Source organism: Mucilaginibacter sp. NFX135, from assembly GCF_048565145.1.
GTDB lineage: Bacteria > Bacteroidota > Bacteroidia > Sphingobacteriales > Sphingobacteriaceae > Mucilaginibacter.
Map to the genome: position 1 here is coordinate 5,247,175 of NZ_CP183412.1, position 16,627 is coordinate 5,263,801.

General features: G+C 44.0%; 12 protein-coding genes. All 12 read right to left on the minus strand.

The annotated features are described in order from the left end of the window. Positions 1-2: 2 nt before the first annotated feature. Entirely contained in the window at positions 3-2,750 is a 2,748-nt protein-coding gene (locus tag ACNURT_RS21795) for a hypothetical protein (protein ID WP_370997036.1), read from the minus strand. Positions 2,751-2,968: 218 nt separating this feature from the next. Beyond that, entirely contained in the window at positions 2,969-4,513 is a 1,545-nt protein-coding gene (locus tag ACNURT_RS21800) for an MGH1-like glycoside hydrolase domain-containing protein (protein WP_370997037.1), read from the minus strand. Between the two features lie 6 nt (positions 4,514-4,519). Beyond that, complete coding sequence (locus ACNURT_RS21805; RefSeq protein WP_419699489.1) at positions 4,520-5,533, minus strand: zinc-binding alcohol dehydrogenase family protein; 1,014 nt, start codon at positions 5,531-5,533, stop codon at positions 4,520-4,522. Between the two features lie 168 nt (positions 5,534-5,701). Beyond that, the gene (locus tag ACNURT_RS21810) at positions 5,702-7,354 is read right to left on the minus strand and encodes a UxaA family hydrolase (RefSeq protein ID WP_370997039.1); all 1,653 of its coding nucleotides are present in this window, start codon (positions 7,352-7,354) and stop codon (positions 5,702-5,704) included. A gap of 12 nt (positions 7,355-7,366) precedes the next feature. Continuing rightward, the gene (locus ACNURT_RS21815) at positions 7,367-8,335 is read right to left on the minus strand and encodes a tagaturonate reductase (protein ID WP_419699490.1); all 969 of its coding nucleotides are present in this window, start codon (positions 8,333-8,335) and stop codon (positions 7,367-7,369) included. A gap of 18 nt (positions 8,336-8,353) precedes the next feature. Beyond that, on the minus strand, positions 8,354-8,860 hold the full coding sequence (locus ACNURT_RS21820; RefSeq protein ID WP_419699491.1) for a hypothetical protein: 507 nt from the start codon (positions 8,858-8,860) through the stop codon (positions 8,354-8,356). Between the two features lie 25 nt (positions 8,861-8,885). Beyond that, positions 8,886-10,790 carry a glycoside hydrolase family 88/105 protein gene (locus ACNURT_RS21825; RefSeq protein WP_419699492.1) on the minus strand — a complete coding sequence of 635 codons (1,905 nt, stop codon included), beginning with the start codon at positions 10,788-10,790 and terminating at the stop codon, positions 8,886-8,888. A 99-nt stretch (positions 10,791-10,889) separates the two neighbouring features. Beyond that, positions 10,890-12,545 carry a glycoside hydrolase family 28 protein gene (locus ACNURT_RS21830; RefSeq protein WP_419699493.1) on the minus strand — a complete coding sequence of 552 codons (1,656 nt, stop codon included), beginning with the start codon at positions 12,543-12,545 and terminating at the stop codon, positions 10,890-10,892. A gap of 1,070 nt (positions 12,546-13,615) precedes the next feature. Beyond that, a complete protein-coding gene (locus tag ACNURT_RS21835) occupies positions 13,616-14,560 on the minus strand; it encodes a nucleoside hydrolase (protein WP_370997044.1) in 945 nt (314 codons plus the stop codon). Positions 14,561-14,935: 375 nt separating this feature from the next. Then, positions 14,936-15,517, minus strand: a complete 582-nt coding sequence (locus ACNURT_RS21840; RefSeq protein WP_419699494.1) for a hypothetical protein — start codon at positions 15,515-15,517, stop codon at positions 14,936-14,938. A 492-nt stretch (positions 15,518-16,009) separates the two neighbouring features. Then, positions 16,010-16,204 carry a hypothetical protein gene (locus tag ACNURT_RS21845; RefSeq protein WP_090463400.1) on the minus strand — a complete coding sequence of 65 codons (195 nt, stop codon included), beginning with the start codon at positions 16,202-16,204 and terminating at the stop codon, positions 16,010-16,012. 191 nt (positions 16,205-16,395) lie between these two features. Further along, positions 16,396-16,626: an SDR family oxidoreductase gene (locus ACNURT_RS21850; RefSeq protein ID WP_090463397.1), complete on the minus strand. Its 231-nt coding sequence runs from the start codon at positions 16,624-16,626 to the stop codon at positions 16,396-16,398. Position 16,627 lies beyond the last annotated feature (1 nt).

Here is a 16,627-nt window from a genome sequence, read left to right on the forward strand (position 1 = left end):
TCTCAGTTAAAAAGCCAGCGTAAATCTTTGATATTTCCTTCGTTGCTTAAGCCTGCATCGTAAACCGGTACATTGACATCTGCATCAACAATACCCAAAACCAGCGCCGCACCCTTGCCTAAGGTAAGGGTGTTTGCCCCCGCTTTAAATGTATAAGTATGAATATTCACAGGCGGCAAGCCATCAACTTGAATAGCATTTGCAATTCTGATATCCGCCTGACCGTAATCATTGGCGCTGGCATCTGTTTCCAGTTGCGGCTCGGGCAGGTATTGGGCCATTTTGCTGTTAAAAAAGCCAACCAGTACTTTTACTGGCTTATCACTTTTGAAATTGATCGCCGTTCCGTTCTTCTGTTGATCCGCCTTGGACAGCTTGATGCCTTTTAAACCTGCCAATTCTTTTGCTATATTTTTGATGATCGCGGTAGTATCCGTGTATACCTGTTCTCCGGCTTGTAATTGATAGTTGCCGGTATTAAGAATCACTGGCGCATCTTTCAAAACCGTAACCTCTTTTTGTTTTTGCTGCGTTTGCGGCGAATTCAGCGAATCGATATTCCTTTTAAAGTTGTCCAGTTCCTTTTGATAAACAGGCAATAACTCAACCCAGGTTTTCATTTTTGCATCATTACCGCCAATCGGGATTTTGCGCTGTTTAGTTTGCATGCTGTTGGCGTACAGGTAAGTATTTTCGGTTAGTTTAACCAGTTGTTTATAGTAATCCAAACTGGTTTGCAGCTCGGGCAGTGCCTTTTCCAGGTCGGCAACGCTGTCCGAATATTTATAGCGCAGTACCCATAAGGCTGCCTTTGCCTTGTAAGCATAACTTTTGGCCATCGCGTTATAGCAGTATATATCGTTCTTTAAACGGGTAAATTCAGCTTTATCTTTACTTACCCGGGGAAAGGCTTTGTCGATAGCCTCGACCGCTTTTTGCCCTTGCTGTATTACACTATCGATAACCTTAACCGGTGTTTCGCCGGTGTGAGGTTGGTGTCTCCACTCCTTTTCGGCATACTCGCTCATCATTTCACCAACCGGGCCTTCCGAATTATACAGTAAAGAAAACAAGCCAAACTTTTCGGGATTGACCAACTGGCTCATCAGCATTCCTAAAGTCATGGTTTGGCGGTTACCGTCAGTAATACCGAAACGGCGCAACAACTCTGGCGAGATATTGCCTGATTGTTCATAAGCTTTTAAAATGGCCTCGCCGCCGGCCTGATCACATCCATATTTATTGGCCAGTTGCTTTGCCCAGTAACGGATCTCGCCTGCCCGGTCCCTCTTGCTATCCCAGGCATAGCGCGACCATGCTTTGTACCAGATCCAATCCCTATCCAACTGCAACAAACGCTTGCCTCCTGTATTATCGGCCGTGTAAGGCCAGTCCCAGTAGGATGCCTGCGGATATAAATGCAGGGCATTTGCACCGTAAACTGTATGCATGGCCTGCACGCATTTTTGTATAAAATCGGCTGAGCCATAGCGGAATGGCTCCAGGTTGGCGAGGATATGTACATTTTCTATCTGCACGGTACCGATATTACTCAAGGTGCGGTGCAGATCGGCCCATGGGCCATGTACCTCGTAAGTGGTGAGGGCTTCACCATTGTATTTGGCCATAGTATACAGGTTGTGATACAACGGTTTGGCATATTTCATTACCGCCGGCGCATCACTGTCATGTGCGCGAAGTACAATCGGCGGTTCATCCGTGCGGCCTAAAGCTTTTAAGCCATCCTTCACTCCCGGAATAATGGTTTGCGTAAACCAGTCAATATCGTCCTGGCCAACGCCTTCCATGGCTTCGCCAAGGGTAACCAGCAAACCTACATGTGGGTATTTTTGTACAAAGGCAGCGATAGATTTACGGGTATAATCGGCAATTACAGGTAAGATGTGCCGGTTCCTGTCCTGTGTTTTGAGGTTATTTTTTTCGGCGAAGGGTTTGGATACAATAATATTGTAAAATCCCTGGATAAGCCAGATTCCCCGCTTATCAGCTTCATCGGCCAAAAAACTATAAATCTCTTCGTTTTTTTTGAAGGTAGCATCATCAACCTCAACAGCATAAGGATATTCTTTAACCCTCACTAATGATGCAAAAGGGTGTCCATTCCACAGATACAATGAATTCATGCGGTTTTGGGCCAGTGAATCCAGGTAGCGGATCCATAAAGCCTTGTCATAAAACCAGGGAAAGTTTTGCGGTGTATAAGGATACTCATAAGTACCGCGACCGGGCAGCAAGGCAGGCTTCTGTACGCCCACGCAGGCACCCCGCAAAACCATTTCAGGCTGGTCATGCACATTAATATTTACAGGCAGCTTTTTATTCAGGGCTATCTGGTCGGTCAGTTCAAGGCAGCCGTAAAGCGCGCCGGAATTGTCAGCACCACCTATTAGCAGTTTATTTTTAAGCCCATGATCACTGATGATAAAGCCTTCTTTGCCGGGAGGATTAATTGCAGAACCGACTAATTTCATAACTGGCGCATCAGTAAGTAAACCGACAATTATTGCATTGCCTGAGGGCATCGCGCCTTTATAGGATTGTTCTGCAACCGAATAGCCTGCGTGCTGCAAGGCAATCGTTAGCTTTTGCACGCCATAACTTATCCTTGCGTGATGTTTAGGCAAGGTAATAATGGTGATTTTTTTTGAAGGTTTTTGCGCGTGTAAGCTTGAATGAAAAGAAAAGATCAGCGCGAATAACAGCAGGAGATAACGATTGGACATCTTCATTTTCATTCGTATTAAACAGGCTTACCAAAGCCCGTTTTTTTAAAACGAAGGCTTCAGTATCTCAAACGATACCTTTGGTTGTGAACTTAATTGGTTGTATAGTATTCAAAAATATCAGTACGCTGCTGTAATTTCATCTGATATTTTCTCTATCTACTATACGATATTATCATCATTTAAGCCAGCAAAGCCAATAAAAGAGAGAAAATGAGTCAGGATTAAGCCGGGAGCTTTACCAGTACATGTTTTAATTGTACACTCCTGGATATCACCTTACCGTCGGCATAAATGATGAACCCCTTGCCCTTGTGATATTTTGTGCCTGTTTTATCCCAAACCACGCTGATAGTGTGCCCGTGATAAAGTACATTATCCAATGCAAACCATTTCCATTGGTTTTGGGGAACCAGCGGGAAGATTTCCAAAATATTATCCTCGCGGGGCTTTAAGCCCACAAGATCGCTGATAATCAGATCACAAAAGCCGGAATGGTTATAATAGCTGCTCCTTGGGTTATCACCTTTAAGCCAATAGCCTGTTTTTTCGTCCTGGTATTCACCCAAATAAGGCTGTCCCCGCTTAATGTGTGAAAGGGCATATTTATGCAGTTCATTATAAAAAACACCCGGCGTCATAGTGCCTTTATTTTGATACGCGGTAAGCAGATTGGCCAGTCCTTTTAAGGTTTGCGTGGTGGCAAATGGCCACACCGCTCCATCCCATTCGCAACCATGCCCGGTACCGTGGGTGCGGAACAGTGGGTGCCTGCGTTCGGCAGTGGTAATGCCCCATGGCGCGTTGAAACCTTTGGGATTTATCAACTGATCCCATTGTTTGGCATATACCGGCTTATCATCGGGCAGGTTAAAATACCAGGGGATAAAGCCCAGTTCCTCACGAGCACCGGCAAAATGCCCGTCGGGTTTGCGCACTTCAAAAAAGGAAGCGCTGTCATTCCATAAACTATCCTGCACCAATTTCTTTAGGTCGATAGCCTTTTGTGCGTATTTTATTTTCAGCGAATCATTGCCAGTTAGCGCTGCCATTTTTGACAGGGCTACCGCATTACCATACATATAGCTGTTAATAGTAGGCCGGATGTTTTTGACCTTGCGCGCCCCGCTGATACTTTCTTCCATCGCGTCGCGCACATCAAACTGCCAGAACAGTTTGGAAGGCAGCTGCTTTTCAGTTTCCCATACACGATAGTCGGTGTTGAGCAAAGGCAGGGCCTGCTCCACAAACTTTTTGTTAAGGTTTACGAGGTAGTAATTATAAACCGCGTCATCTATCCAGCTGCTGAAAGCATGGAGGTGCGGCTTCTTTTGCTTAGGATCGACATAAAGCCAAAAGTGAATATACTGATTGATATATTGCGGATCATGCAGCCAGCGCCCCTCATAAACCTGGTGACCGAGAGCACTGCTTGAACTATTATAAACGCCCGTAAAACTTACCGGAGTTATGAATTCGGTAAAAATAAAGCCGTCCGGCGTTTGTTTGAGGTGTTTCCTGAACGTCCACCAGCGGTAATAATAGATCTTCTGAATTGCCGAATCGGGACATTCAAACAAAGGAACATTTTTGGCAAGCCATTCGTAGGCATGGTCATTGGTAATGTAATTCTTTACCGTTTCGGTATCTATTTTATTAAAACCGTTTACGTAGGTTTTTAGCTTTTCAAAACCCAGCACAGGCTTTTGCTGTGCGAAAGCATTTACCACAACGCAAAAAAACAAGCCGATCAAAAACGCCCTTTTCATTATCACTTATACCTCCACAATTGCTTTTATAACTCCGTTGGCGGGGTTAAGCCAGCTTTCAAACTGATCTTTTATTTCATCGAAAGCCACCCGGTGGGTGATATACGTTTGCGGGTTTACCAGTCCGCTTTTCATAGAACGGATCACATGCTCAAAATCCTCGCGGGTGGCGTTACGGCTGCTCATTAAGGTAGATTCTCGCTTATGAAATTCGGGGTGACTTACAATGATCTCGTCACGCTGCAAGCCAACCAGCACGTATCTGCCGCCATGCGCCAGGTACAGGAACGCACCGTTTATAGCCCTTTGATTGCCGGTCGCATCGATAATCACCGTAGGCATATCGCCATTGGTGATCTCATTCACACGTTCGGCTACATCTTCGTTCTTTACGTTGATGGTATAATCGACTTTCAGGTTTTCGCGGCAAAAGTTAAGGCGCTGTTCATTTACGTCGGCAGCTATGACCTTTGCACCGGCAATGCGGGCAAATTCCATAATGCCTAAGCCAATCGGTCCGGCGCCTATCACCAGTACAAATTCGCCGGGTTTAACATTGGCCCGCCTAACGCCATGCGCACCGATGGCCAATGGCTCCACCAATGCCAGTTCATCAAAACTCAATCCCTCGCCATGAACCAGTAAATGCGATGGAACCTGCAGGTATTCGGCCATGCCACCATCGGTATGTACACCGCAAACCCGGATATTTACACAGCAGTTTGGCTTACCGGAGCGGCAGGCAATACAATGCCCACAATTGAAATAGGGAATAAAAGTTACTGATTCACCCTTTTCAAAACTTTCGGCATCACCGGTTTCAACCAACTCAGCGGCAAGCTCGTGACCTAAAATTCTTGGATAGCTAAAAAAAGGTTGTGTCCCTTCAAAAGCATGCAGATCGGTACCGCAAATACCTATGCGTTTTATTTTGAGCAACGAATAACCCGGTTTTAATTGCGGCATATCGGCATTGCCGTATTCCAGCTGACCGGGTGTGGTACAGGTTAATATTTTCATTAGTTTTTCGTCATGTTTCTCTCCTGTTTCCGTGTCCTCACGAAAACCTGGTGTTTTTTATTTTGGCTATTTCTTCCTTCTAACTCTCTTCATTCCATATAACCCTCAATACCTGTCTACGTGTGTTTGTGGGGACACGCACACGGGTGGAAAAAGTAAATATGCAATTTAAAGCGAAACTCCTCTTTTCCACGGGATAAAATCATCCTGTCCGTGACGTACCGCGTGGACTTCAATTTCTCCGCTCGCCACTTTTACAACATAGTCCAAAATGCGTTCTCCTGCTTGTTCAATGGTTTCATCACCCTCCACAATAGTACCGGTGTTGATGTCGATAATATCGTTCATACGGTTAAATAACGCGGTGTTGGTTGCAATTTTTACAACCGGCGCTATCGGGTTACCGGTAGGTGTCCCCAGGCCGGTGGTAAACAGTACGATGTTGGCACCTGAGCCAACTTCGGCGCTGGTTGATTCAACGTCATTGCCTGGTGTACACAGCAGGTTAAGACCCGGTTGTGTTACTTTTTCGGGATAATCTAACACATCGGCCACCGGCGATGTACCTCCTTTTTTAGCCGCCCCGGCAGATTTGATAGCATCGGTGATCAAACCATCTTTAATATTGCCCGGCGATGGGTTCATGTAAAAGCCTGAACCGGATTCCTCTGCGCGTTGACTATAAGTACGTACCAGGTCGGCAAAGCGTTCGGCCTTGGTTTTATCCAGGCAACGGTCAATAAGGTTTTGCTCCACGCCACATAGTTCCGGAAACTCGGCCAAAATAACGGAACCACCCAAAGCTACCAGTAGATCCGAAGTGTAACCGATAGCTGGGTTTGCCGAAATGCCCGAGAAGCCATCTGAACCGCCGCACTCCAACCCAATGGTCAGCTTACTTAAAGGAGCCGGTTTACGGGTATACTGATTGGCGTGCATCAAGCCAGCAAGTGTTTGCCTGATCGCCAGTTCCATCAAATCGGCCTCCTTGCCCGTTTTCTGTTGATCTAAAATATATAAGGGTTTGTCAAACTGTGGTGAGCGTTTGTTGATCTCTTCCTGCAAAGTTTTCACCTCGGCATTCTGACAGCCTAAGCTCAAAACCGTTGCTCCGGCTACATTCGGATGCGTAATGTAACCAGCCAGCAAACCGCAAAGCGCAGTCGAGTCTTGACGGGTACCGCCGCAACCACCTGTATGCGTTAAAAACTTAATGCCGTCAACGTTAGGGAAAACCTTGTTGCCTGCGCTTTGCGCGGTATCATTGCCTATTTCAGTATATAAAACCTCATCTATCTCTGCCCCCGCCTTTATTTTGCCAATCAACTCCTGTGCCTTGATCTCGTATGTTTTTTTTCGGCCATAGCCTAAAGGTTTAACCAAAGCTTCCTGCAATACTTCAATGTTACGATTTTCGCAAAACACCATCGGCACAACCAGCCAGTAATTTGCGGTGCCTACGCTGCCATCGCCCCGGTGATAGCCGTTAAATGTTTTGCCTTCCCATTTACTAATATCCGGCTTGTGCCAATCGGTATGGCTTTGGCCTGTTAAAAAGCTGTTTGCCGCGTGTTTTACATTGGCAGTACTAAGCAAACCGCCAACCGCTATTGGACTTTGAGCCTTACCTACCAATACCCCATACATGATGATCTCGCCCCCTTCAGGGATTTCCACAATGGCAAACTTATGTTTAGCCGATACTGGTTCCTTTACTGTATAACTTTCACCTTTGTAAGTAACCTGCTCGCCGGCCTGTAGATCGGTCAATGCTACCAGTACATTATCGGCAGGATGTATTTTTAATATATTCTGTTTCATCTCTCTTCCTGTTTAAATAGCACTTATTTCCAGTTTTCCATGTTCGTTAATAAGCTTAAACTGCGCTGTCACCGCTTCCGTAAAGCCGGATAACGTTGTCAGATCGGCATCCCAAAGGCCTTTATTTTTAAGGATAGAGGCTATGGCTGTTTCGACATCGGCAGCGTTCCATGCTTTGCTTAAAGTGGGTGCCTGGTCATCAGTTACCGCATAATTCTCTGAATACGCTGTTCCGGTGTACTTACCATCGGCAATTTCGGTAATTTGCATAAAGCGGATAAAAGCCGCGAAACCAAGGGCCATCAATTGAGGTGCTCTATTATTTTGTTTGTAATAGTTTAATAATAACGGAATAACCCTCATTTTAATTTTAGTGGCGTACTGCACCGAAATGCTTAACCATTCGTGCCTGATGTTCGGATTGCGAAACCTGTCGAGCACCTTATTACCAAAATCGCGGGCTACATCTTCATCAATCTGATAAGGGATGGACGGCATGATCTCGGTAAACATGAGCTGGGTAATGAACTTTGTAAAATGGGCATCGTCCATTGCTTCCTTTACCGTTTTAAAACCTGAAAGATAAGCTACGGCACAGCTCAGTGTATGCGTACCGTTAAGCAACCGGAGTTTTAACTCCCTGAACAATTCAATATCAGGCGTGATTACCACGCCTTTATCTGCCTGGGCAAAAGATAATACTTCGGCAATTTTTTCATCGCCCTGGATAACCCAAAGACTATAAGTTTCAGACATGATACTAAGGTTATCGGTATAACCGCGCTCGGCTTCCATGGCGTCGCTCATTTGCTGATCTGGTCTGCCGGGCACTATCCTGTCCACCAGCGAATTGCAAAAACTATTGCTGCTTTCCAGCCAGTCCATAAAAGTGGGCTCCAGTTTATTCAAATGCGCAAGTTCCAGCACAATGGATTCCAGTTTTTTGCCGTTATCGATGATCAGCTCGGTTGGGATGATCACCAAACCGGTATCAGGCCTTCAGTCAAATGCCCTATAGCGCTCATACAATATAGCCAGCAATTTGCCGGGAAATGATGCCGGCGGATGTTTGCGCACATCTTCCTTCACCAGTTGGATACCCACTTCAGTTGTGTTAGAGATCACTACCTGTAAATCTTTACTGCGGGCTATTTCCAAAATCTCCTCCCACTCGCTTGAAGCAGAAAGCACGCGGCTGATTGCCGAACAGATCACCTGCTCATTAACCTCTTCGCCGTTTTCAATCCCCTTGGAGTAAATGGTGTACAAACCATCCTGCATATCAAAATCAGTAGTTGAGCCTTTATCGGTAGATTTAACAACCGCTACCCTGCCGTTGAAGATCCCGGCACGATTAGCTTTATCGATAAAGTAATCGGGAAGGCCTCGCAGTAATACCCCCGTTCCGAACTGCAGCACTTTTTCAGGCAGATCGAATACATTAGCAGGCGGTAATTCAGTTGCCGGTACAGTTGTTTTGTTTAGGTTATATCGTGATAATATCATGTGCTTATGGGTTGTAATGAAGTTGCTATTTTTTTGTTTGAGGGATTTGTTTAACCAACCAGCTTACTAAATCGTTGGCTGCTTTAAAATTGTCATATTCGGGAGGCAGTTTCCGGCCGTCTGTATATTCGTTATAAAACCAGGGATCGCCAACTGCAAACACGGTGCCCTTGCCATATTTGGCAGTAGCTACAATGATATCTTTACCATTGATTAATTGTGGAACAGCGGGATTGGTTAGCTGCAACGTACTCAACTCCTTGATGTAAACCTTGCGCGCCGTTTTAAAGATGGAATTGCCGGCGGAAATATTAATTGCCCCTTGTTCAAAGTTGCGCCCTACTACCCTGTTAACACTATTTAGGTTAAAACTAATACCAAATTTTGCCATCAGTTTGTTCAGGTGCACAAACTCGGCATTGCCCGTATCGTTGTTTAATACAACCAATACCCCGCCATTTTTCACCCAGTTGCTAATCGATTTAACATGCGGTTCTTCAATATATTTAGCATCAGGGTTTTCCTTTGGGATATCGGGATCAACAATAACATAGGCTGCTGCCTTTTTGAGGTTATTCGCATCCGGCGCTTCATTTAAAGTTTTGGTTTGCAGACCGTAATTGTTAAAGATCTGCCCTAAAAACGAAAAGCCATTGTTATCTTGCTCCTCCCATTTGTAATGGAACGGGATACTTTTGCCGGTAACATCATTGTGATGCTCATTATTAAAATAGCTGTCCAAAAGCACGGTTTTTCCTTTGCCTAAATTCAGGTTAGTTAGGCGCTCCATCTCCACACTTGCTAACATAAAAGCGCCTACACCTTTGGTTTCGTTAGTAACAGTTTTTACGCCGGTGTAGTATTCGTAACTACCGTCGCGGTATGGCTCACCACCAACACCAACAGCGCCTGCCGTGCCGTTAAAGTTTACCTGCCCATCAGCATCTATTTCGATGAAATTTTTGATAATGCCATCATATGATTTCCGGGCTGCCGGTAAATACTTTCGAGGCAAATAGCCTTCCCTTACACCTTTAGCCAGCGTATAAACAAACATACAAGATGCGGATGCTTCCAAATAATTACCTTTTTTGCCCCCCTTATCAAGCACCTGGTACCACAAACCCGAGTTTTTATCCTGGCTACCTTGTATCGCCACAACAAGGCGGTTCAAAATGGCGAGCAGCGCGGCACGTTTAGGGTGATTGGTCGGAAAATAGGGTAACACATCAACCAGTGCCATGGCATACCAACCATTGGCACGGGCCCATAAACTTGCCGACAGGCCAGTTTGAGGATTTGCCCAGCGCTCCTTTTTACTTTCATCCCAGGCATGATACAACAACCCTGTTTTGCTATCCCGCGCATGTTGCTCCATCCAGATAAACTGATCGGCTACCTGGTCAAAATCGACATCCTCATGGTAAACCGATGCGTATTCTGCATAAAAAGGTTCGGCCATATATAAGCCATCCAGCCACATTTGATTGGGATATCTTTTTTTATGCCAGAAGCCTCCTTCAGCTGTTTTGGGCTGCCCATTTAATTGCTTACGAAGTAGTGAAGCTGCTTTATAGTACTTTTCGGCACCTGATACCTGGTGCAGAAACAACAAACTTCGGCCCGAAAGGATATTATCCAAAGTATAATCATTGGCCTTATAAGTGCGGATGGTTCCGTCTGTGCCTACATACCTATCCATTGATTTTTGGATATAACTAAAATATTCGCCTTTTGCCGATTGCTGCCAAACGCTTTGCAGTCCCTGTAAAACGATCCCCTGATCATACGACCAATTAGTTCCCGGCAACGAATCTTTCCAAATACGAATAGCGGTGTTAGCCATCCGCTGCGACCATGGCTGTGTTTGTGCCCTGAGCCCAATTCCTGCAGGCAGGAAAGCACATAGCATCAATATTTTCTTCATCATATAGCTCATTTTATCAATGTTACATCCGGTTATCATTCCCGGCACAGGTGCTGTTCAATGTATTTTTTCAATCAGCCACAATCTTTGTTTCGCCATTCATTATTTTGAACTGGTTAGCGTGCTTTCTGCTGCGCCTGAAACAAACTCAACTTTGTTTTTTGCCTTTGAGGCATCCGTATCAAGCAATTTAATTTGCTGCGACTTTTTCCCGGCGATCCTGAACAGCAGCCTGGTATCGCCATAGGTAATATGGTTAAAAGTTACGCTGCTGCTGTTTTGAATATTGATGAGCGGACTGGTTTCTTTGCTTTTGAAGCAGATATTTTTTAAGAAAATATTCTGTGCCTCTATTACATCGGCACCTTTAACAGTTTTGAAAGTGCTGTTTTCGATGTGGATGTCTTTAATCCCCATTTCCGGCAATCCCCTGATCATGAGCGCTTTTTCGGCACCGTTACAAACCACATTGTCCACATAAAACTTGCGAAATGAGGGTGTAGCTTCTGTTACCGCCACAACGGTCTGATTGTTTACATCATCTGATTCGCCCGGCGATTTACCACTGTAGTACATATCAAAAAGAATGGCCTCATGGGCAATATCCCTCATGCTGATATTTTTGATGAAGATATTTTCAACCATACCTCCGCGGCCGCGCGTGGTTTTAAAACGCAAACCGATATCCGTACCAATGAATGTACAGTCAGACACGAAAATATTACGCGCCCCGCCCGACATTTCACTGCCTATTACAAAACCACCATGGGCGCGATAAATCACATTATCCCTTACGATTACATTTTCGGTTGGCCTGCCTCGTTTACGGCCCTCTTCGTCCCTGCCCGATTTGATGCAGATGCCATCATCGCCCGCATCAAAAGTGCTCCCTTCAATCAAAACATTCCGGCAGGATTCCACATCAATGCCATCACCATTCTGCGCGTTCCAGGGATTTCTAACCCTTATATTCTGTACAGTAAGGTCTTCGCATAATAAAGTGTGAATATCCCAGGCGGGCGAATTTTGTAAAGTAACACCCTGCAGCAATACTTTTTTACAGTTGGTAAGCACCAGCATATTAGGCCGGAAAAAGTCTTTAAAAGGTTCATTGTCCCTGAGGGTTTTTCCATTACCTATTACACCTGCTCCCGAAGTTTTGAGCCCTTTAACATAGCTTTGGGATGGATACCACGATCTGCCATTTTCGCTCACTATACCGCCCGATGCTACGAGCTTATTCCATTCGGCTGCGGTGAGCCTGTCTTTACTGACCGCCCGCCAGGCCTCGCCGTGCCCGTCAATGATCCCCTCACCGGTAATAGCAATATTTGTAAGATTAGTACCGGATACCGGCGATTCATTACGCACCGCGACATGGCCTTCATAATTGCCTTCAACCAGTTTATACTGGCTTTTATCGTTAGTAAACTGCAACAGCGCTGCACGGCTTACATGCAGGTTTACATTGCTTTTCATAACCAGCGGACCAGTTAACCACAAACCCTGCGGAATGAGCACCACACCGCCGCCCTTTGCACTACATGCGGCAATTGCTTTGTTGATGCTGGTTGTATTTAGCGTAAGGCCATCTGCCTTAGCTCCATATTTTAAAATATTGATGGTATCCTTTTTAAACACGGGCTTACCTGCCTGCGGCAAATGCTGCCAGGAATATTGCTGAACCTGCGCCCGCGATGTAAAGCAACCTGCCAAAAGCAAAACCGCTATCCCAAACCTTATTTTTATTACCGACATGTTTTTATTTTAACACAGCTATTTCTCGCCTTATAATTGGAAGGACCGTTAAATCCTAAACAAGATTAGTGGCTGACAGCAAAAAAAAAAAGGATTTGGCTAACTAAAAACGTGCAAACGTTCCCAGAAACGTTTGCGCAAATTTTGAGCGGTCTGAAAGCCGCACCGAGTTTCTATTTTAAATCAGGATTAAAATGACATATCGAGGAACAAAGCAGTCCAAGACGTGCAGGTAACTATCTTTGGTCAATGAACTTACTTCGTCGCGCTCTTGGCCGCGCGAGAGCCAGTTACTTTTTTTGCCAAAAATGTAACCAAAAAGGCTTGCAGCAGAAAGGCTTCTTTGCGCTCAAGCCTTTGCCTGCAAACCGGACTGAACCACGGGCTGCAATTATTTTGCCCCGCTTCGCCGCTCTTACCCCCACTTCTGCAAAAACTTGCTATGCCCTTTCCATTACACATACCCACCATCGTTCTGCCTGCTTTCGCCCGAAGCTGATCCGCTGCGAAAAAGCATTCTCTTTTAACTTGGGTATGGTTAGTATTGACACTTGACTTACTTACTACCTTATTAAATTATTCACCTTTGATTTTGATAATTTATCAAATTCCACCATACCTACCCGGGTGGCCCAGGCGCTGTACATTGCTTCGAGTTCAGCTACTTTTTGAGGATATTTGGCGCTCAAGTCATTTAATTTGGAGCGGTCAGTACTGATTCCATTTATTCTCAGGTCGTTGCGATACTAATTTCCAGTCACCCAATCTTACAGCGTGGCTACCTTCGTGCTCAAAAAACAATCCGTTATGCTCTTTCCAGCTTTGTCTGGATATTCTGGGAGGCTTGACCAGGCGATTCCGTGCAATGTGAAGCACCGATTTGTATTATCACTTTTAGAGAATTACAATTATTGATCAATGAATTAATATGATCAAAGTGTTGCAGAACAAATGGTTCGTTATTTCCATACATGGTGATCAAGGGCTTCGGAATGTCCACTCAGAGACTATCGTCATGTTAAACAGACTTCAGTTCGACAGCGTTCTCAAAAAATTCATTTTTATATGTCTCAGTTTTTAAACAATTCCAGTTTCGAAAAAAAATCGCCGAACATTAACCGGGTGTCGATATGCTGATATACCCTAATTTTTCTTCCGCTGGGATTTGATTGGTAAACACCTGAGCTCGTAATGATGGGGCAAGGATTGTTCATGTAATCACTTGATGACGGATCGGCCTCGAACGATGATTGAAGAGCGGTTAGCAAAACCAACGGGCTATCCCCCAGCACATAGGTTTCGCCGATATTAAACTTGTATTTTTGCAGTCTTCCTATCAAATTCTCAAGGGTGTTGAAAAGGTACTTGCCGATCTCTCCATTTGGTTTGATCCGCGTTGCCAATTCCGCATAAGATATTAATGCTTGCCGGTAAACATTTCGCGGCACCTGCCATAAATTTACCTGGCTGCGGTTAAATAAAGCTCTTGCGGCAAAAATATCGATATTCAGGTTATACTCTACTGCCGAACCATTGGGTGGAGGTAAGGCAAGACCGCTGTACTCAGCGCCGCCGATCCATATTAGTGTTAGCTTTTCAGCAATTTCCGGTTTGGTTAATGCCGCCGAAGCAATTTCGGTAAGCCCGGCGCCGCATAACACATATAATGGCAACTTGGTATCGGTGCGTAATGCTTCCTTTAGAATAAAATCAACGGCATCGCTTTTTACCGGCGTGCTGTCGTTTGGCATGCCGGTATTGGATCCGGCTATAAGCGGGATCTTCCCATCCATTTTCATCACCGACAATAATTCATGCGCTTTTTTTGCAGCGTTATCCGCCTGTGTTTTAGAAGGGTCGAAACCATCGCGGGCATTTAGGTGCGTACCGATAATAGCCCTTATCTCAACCGATGGCGACAACAGCAGGTGTGTTAATTGGAAAAGACCGTCCGGATCACCGCCAAAATCATTGTCTATGATTACACGCATACGCGGTGTTATCAGAGGGGCCATTTGGCAATTGGCGATTAAAGGAGATACGAAGATCAGCAGAAAAAAAATGGTCTGGAATATTCTCATGGCAATTATTGTTTGATTAAATCTATATAAGCCCTCTTTCATTGTCTTTGGAAAATCTGTGGTATAAACCGCGGGCTTTCGGGCTATACGTCCCTTTAAAGTATGAAGATTTATTAATAATTTTTCTTTTGTGATCATGCTCAGGATAGGTCTTTTATTTCCGCCGTCTTCATTAATGGCAAGCTCATTACTAACTAAATTGAATAGCCTAACAAAATTTCAATTGCTTTAAAAAAAAAGAATCTATTACACAGGTTTACCATTGGTATAACATCTTCGTTTCCCGATTTGAAGAAAAACATAGTTGTTTCAAAATTTATGTTGAATTCGTAATTCACCTTCTTTTGAATACATTTTTTTTATATCATTAAATTTGTAAGTAAACTCCCGTCCAGTTGGCTTAATAAATGTAATAAAACCGATAACTACTTTAATGTACTTTTGGAAAATGTTTTTTTCGTGAGAATAAAGTGAAAATAATATATGAGCATCTCTTTGCAAATCACTTTCTAACCTATCCGATAAATAAACAGTCCAATATTTTTCAATAGTTCTGTAGAAGTTCAACATCGCCCCTTGGGAGTTAATGTCTGAGGTTTTCTTAAAATCACCTTCCCTAACTAAAAACAGTTTTCCAGTTACTCGGCTTAGGCACACATACACATAATTGGTTTGTTGATATACATAATTTCTTTTAACTTCCGTATAATGGGAATAGAAATCAGTCATTTCATTGAAATTAACATCTAAGTCAATAGGCAAATTTTCGCGGTTATCCAGGAACGAAAACTGTGCAAAACCGTTTATACCTATGAACAAATTCGTGTGAGTGAAATCATTGTTTGCGGCAACTGCGAATATTGAACCGCTACTTAGACCGGCGATGAGCACGTTAACCAAAATCAAATACAATCTATTAAAAATCAGAAAGTTATAACAAGAGGCAATTAATCGGTTCGATGTACCCCCAAAAATTCACTTTCGAAGAATTGCAACATCGAACCGCTTTTACAAGTGAATTATACTCTTGTATCTACTTGATAACAGCGAAATAAAAGGTAAAAAAGAAGACCAAACGACCGTTTTTTGGTGCTTGCCCATTCTGGCTCCAGACTGGACATAATTCGAACCACTTGATTCACCAGCTAAAGTTATTGAACGAACTAAAAGTTGCTTAAGAGATTCGACAAGGATATTGCATTGCTTTTTGGATGACTTAAAACTATTGGCAATTAAGATTTTTTAGATGCTAAACTGAGAAGTTTTTAATCCGGCGAATGACATGAGGCATGGAAAATGATATTAATACCTCATGTAAACATCATAAGCCGCCTAAGCCGAGCTGTAAAGAGCACAATAATAAATTGACTTCCGCTACAATCTTCATCGTTTTACATTAATAGCGGGTCTAATTGTTACAGGTCCGATTAGCCCTGCCGACATCACCTGGTCATCACTGGCTTTAAACTGCAGGTATCGTTGATCCCCGCTTTTTGCCTTTCCTATAAAGCTGTTTAACTGGCCGGTGGCCACACGTATCTCTATTTTGTTGCCGCCTTCCCCGGACTTTCCGTCCAAAGATAAAAATTTAAAAAAATGAAAGATCTGACACAAAGTAGCCGAATGCTGATTGATGAGAACACTGAACTCTTATTCTAAATTAATATTGATCGTATGATTTCTTTAAATCACTATTTTATTTTGTAGAGCGAAAAGCTCTAAAAGCGGAAGTCGCCGCTTTTAGGTTTGCTTTGATTTGTTAGTGCTGATTATTTCAGCGCATAATTTATAAAACCGCCGTCGGCAATCAGTTCGCATCCTGTAATAAAACTTGCATCTTCGGAAGCTAAGAATATAACTACTTTGGCAATTTCGTCAGCACTTCCCATTCTCTTTACGGCGGTGCTGGAAGCATAGTGCGCTTTAAATTGACCTACCGCTTCTTCAGGGAAACCAAGTTTAGAATAGTTAGGGGTATCTGTTGGCCCAGGGCTAACAATA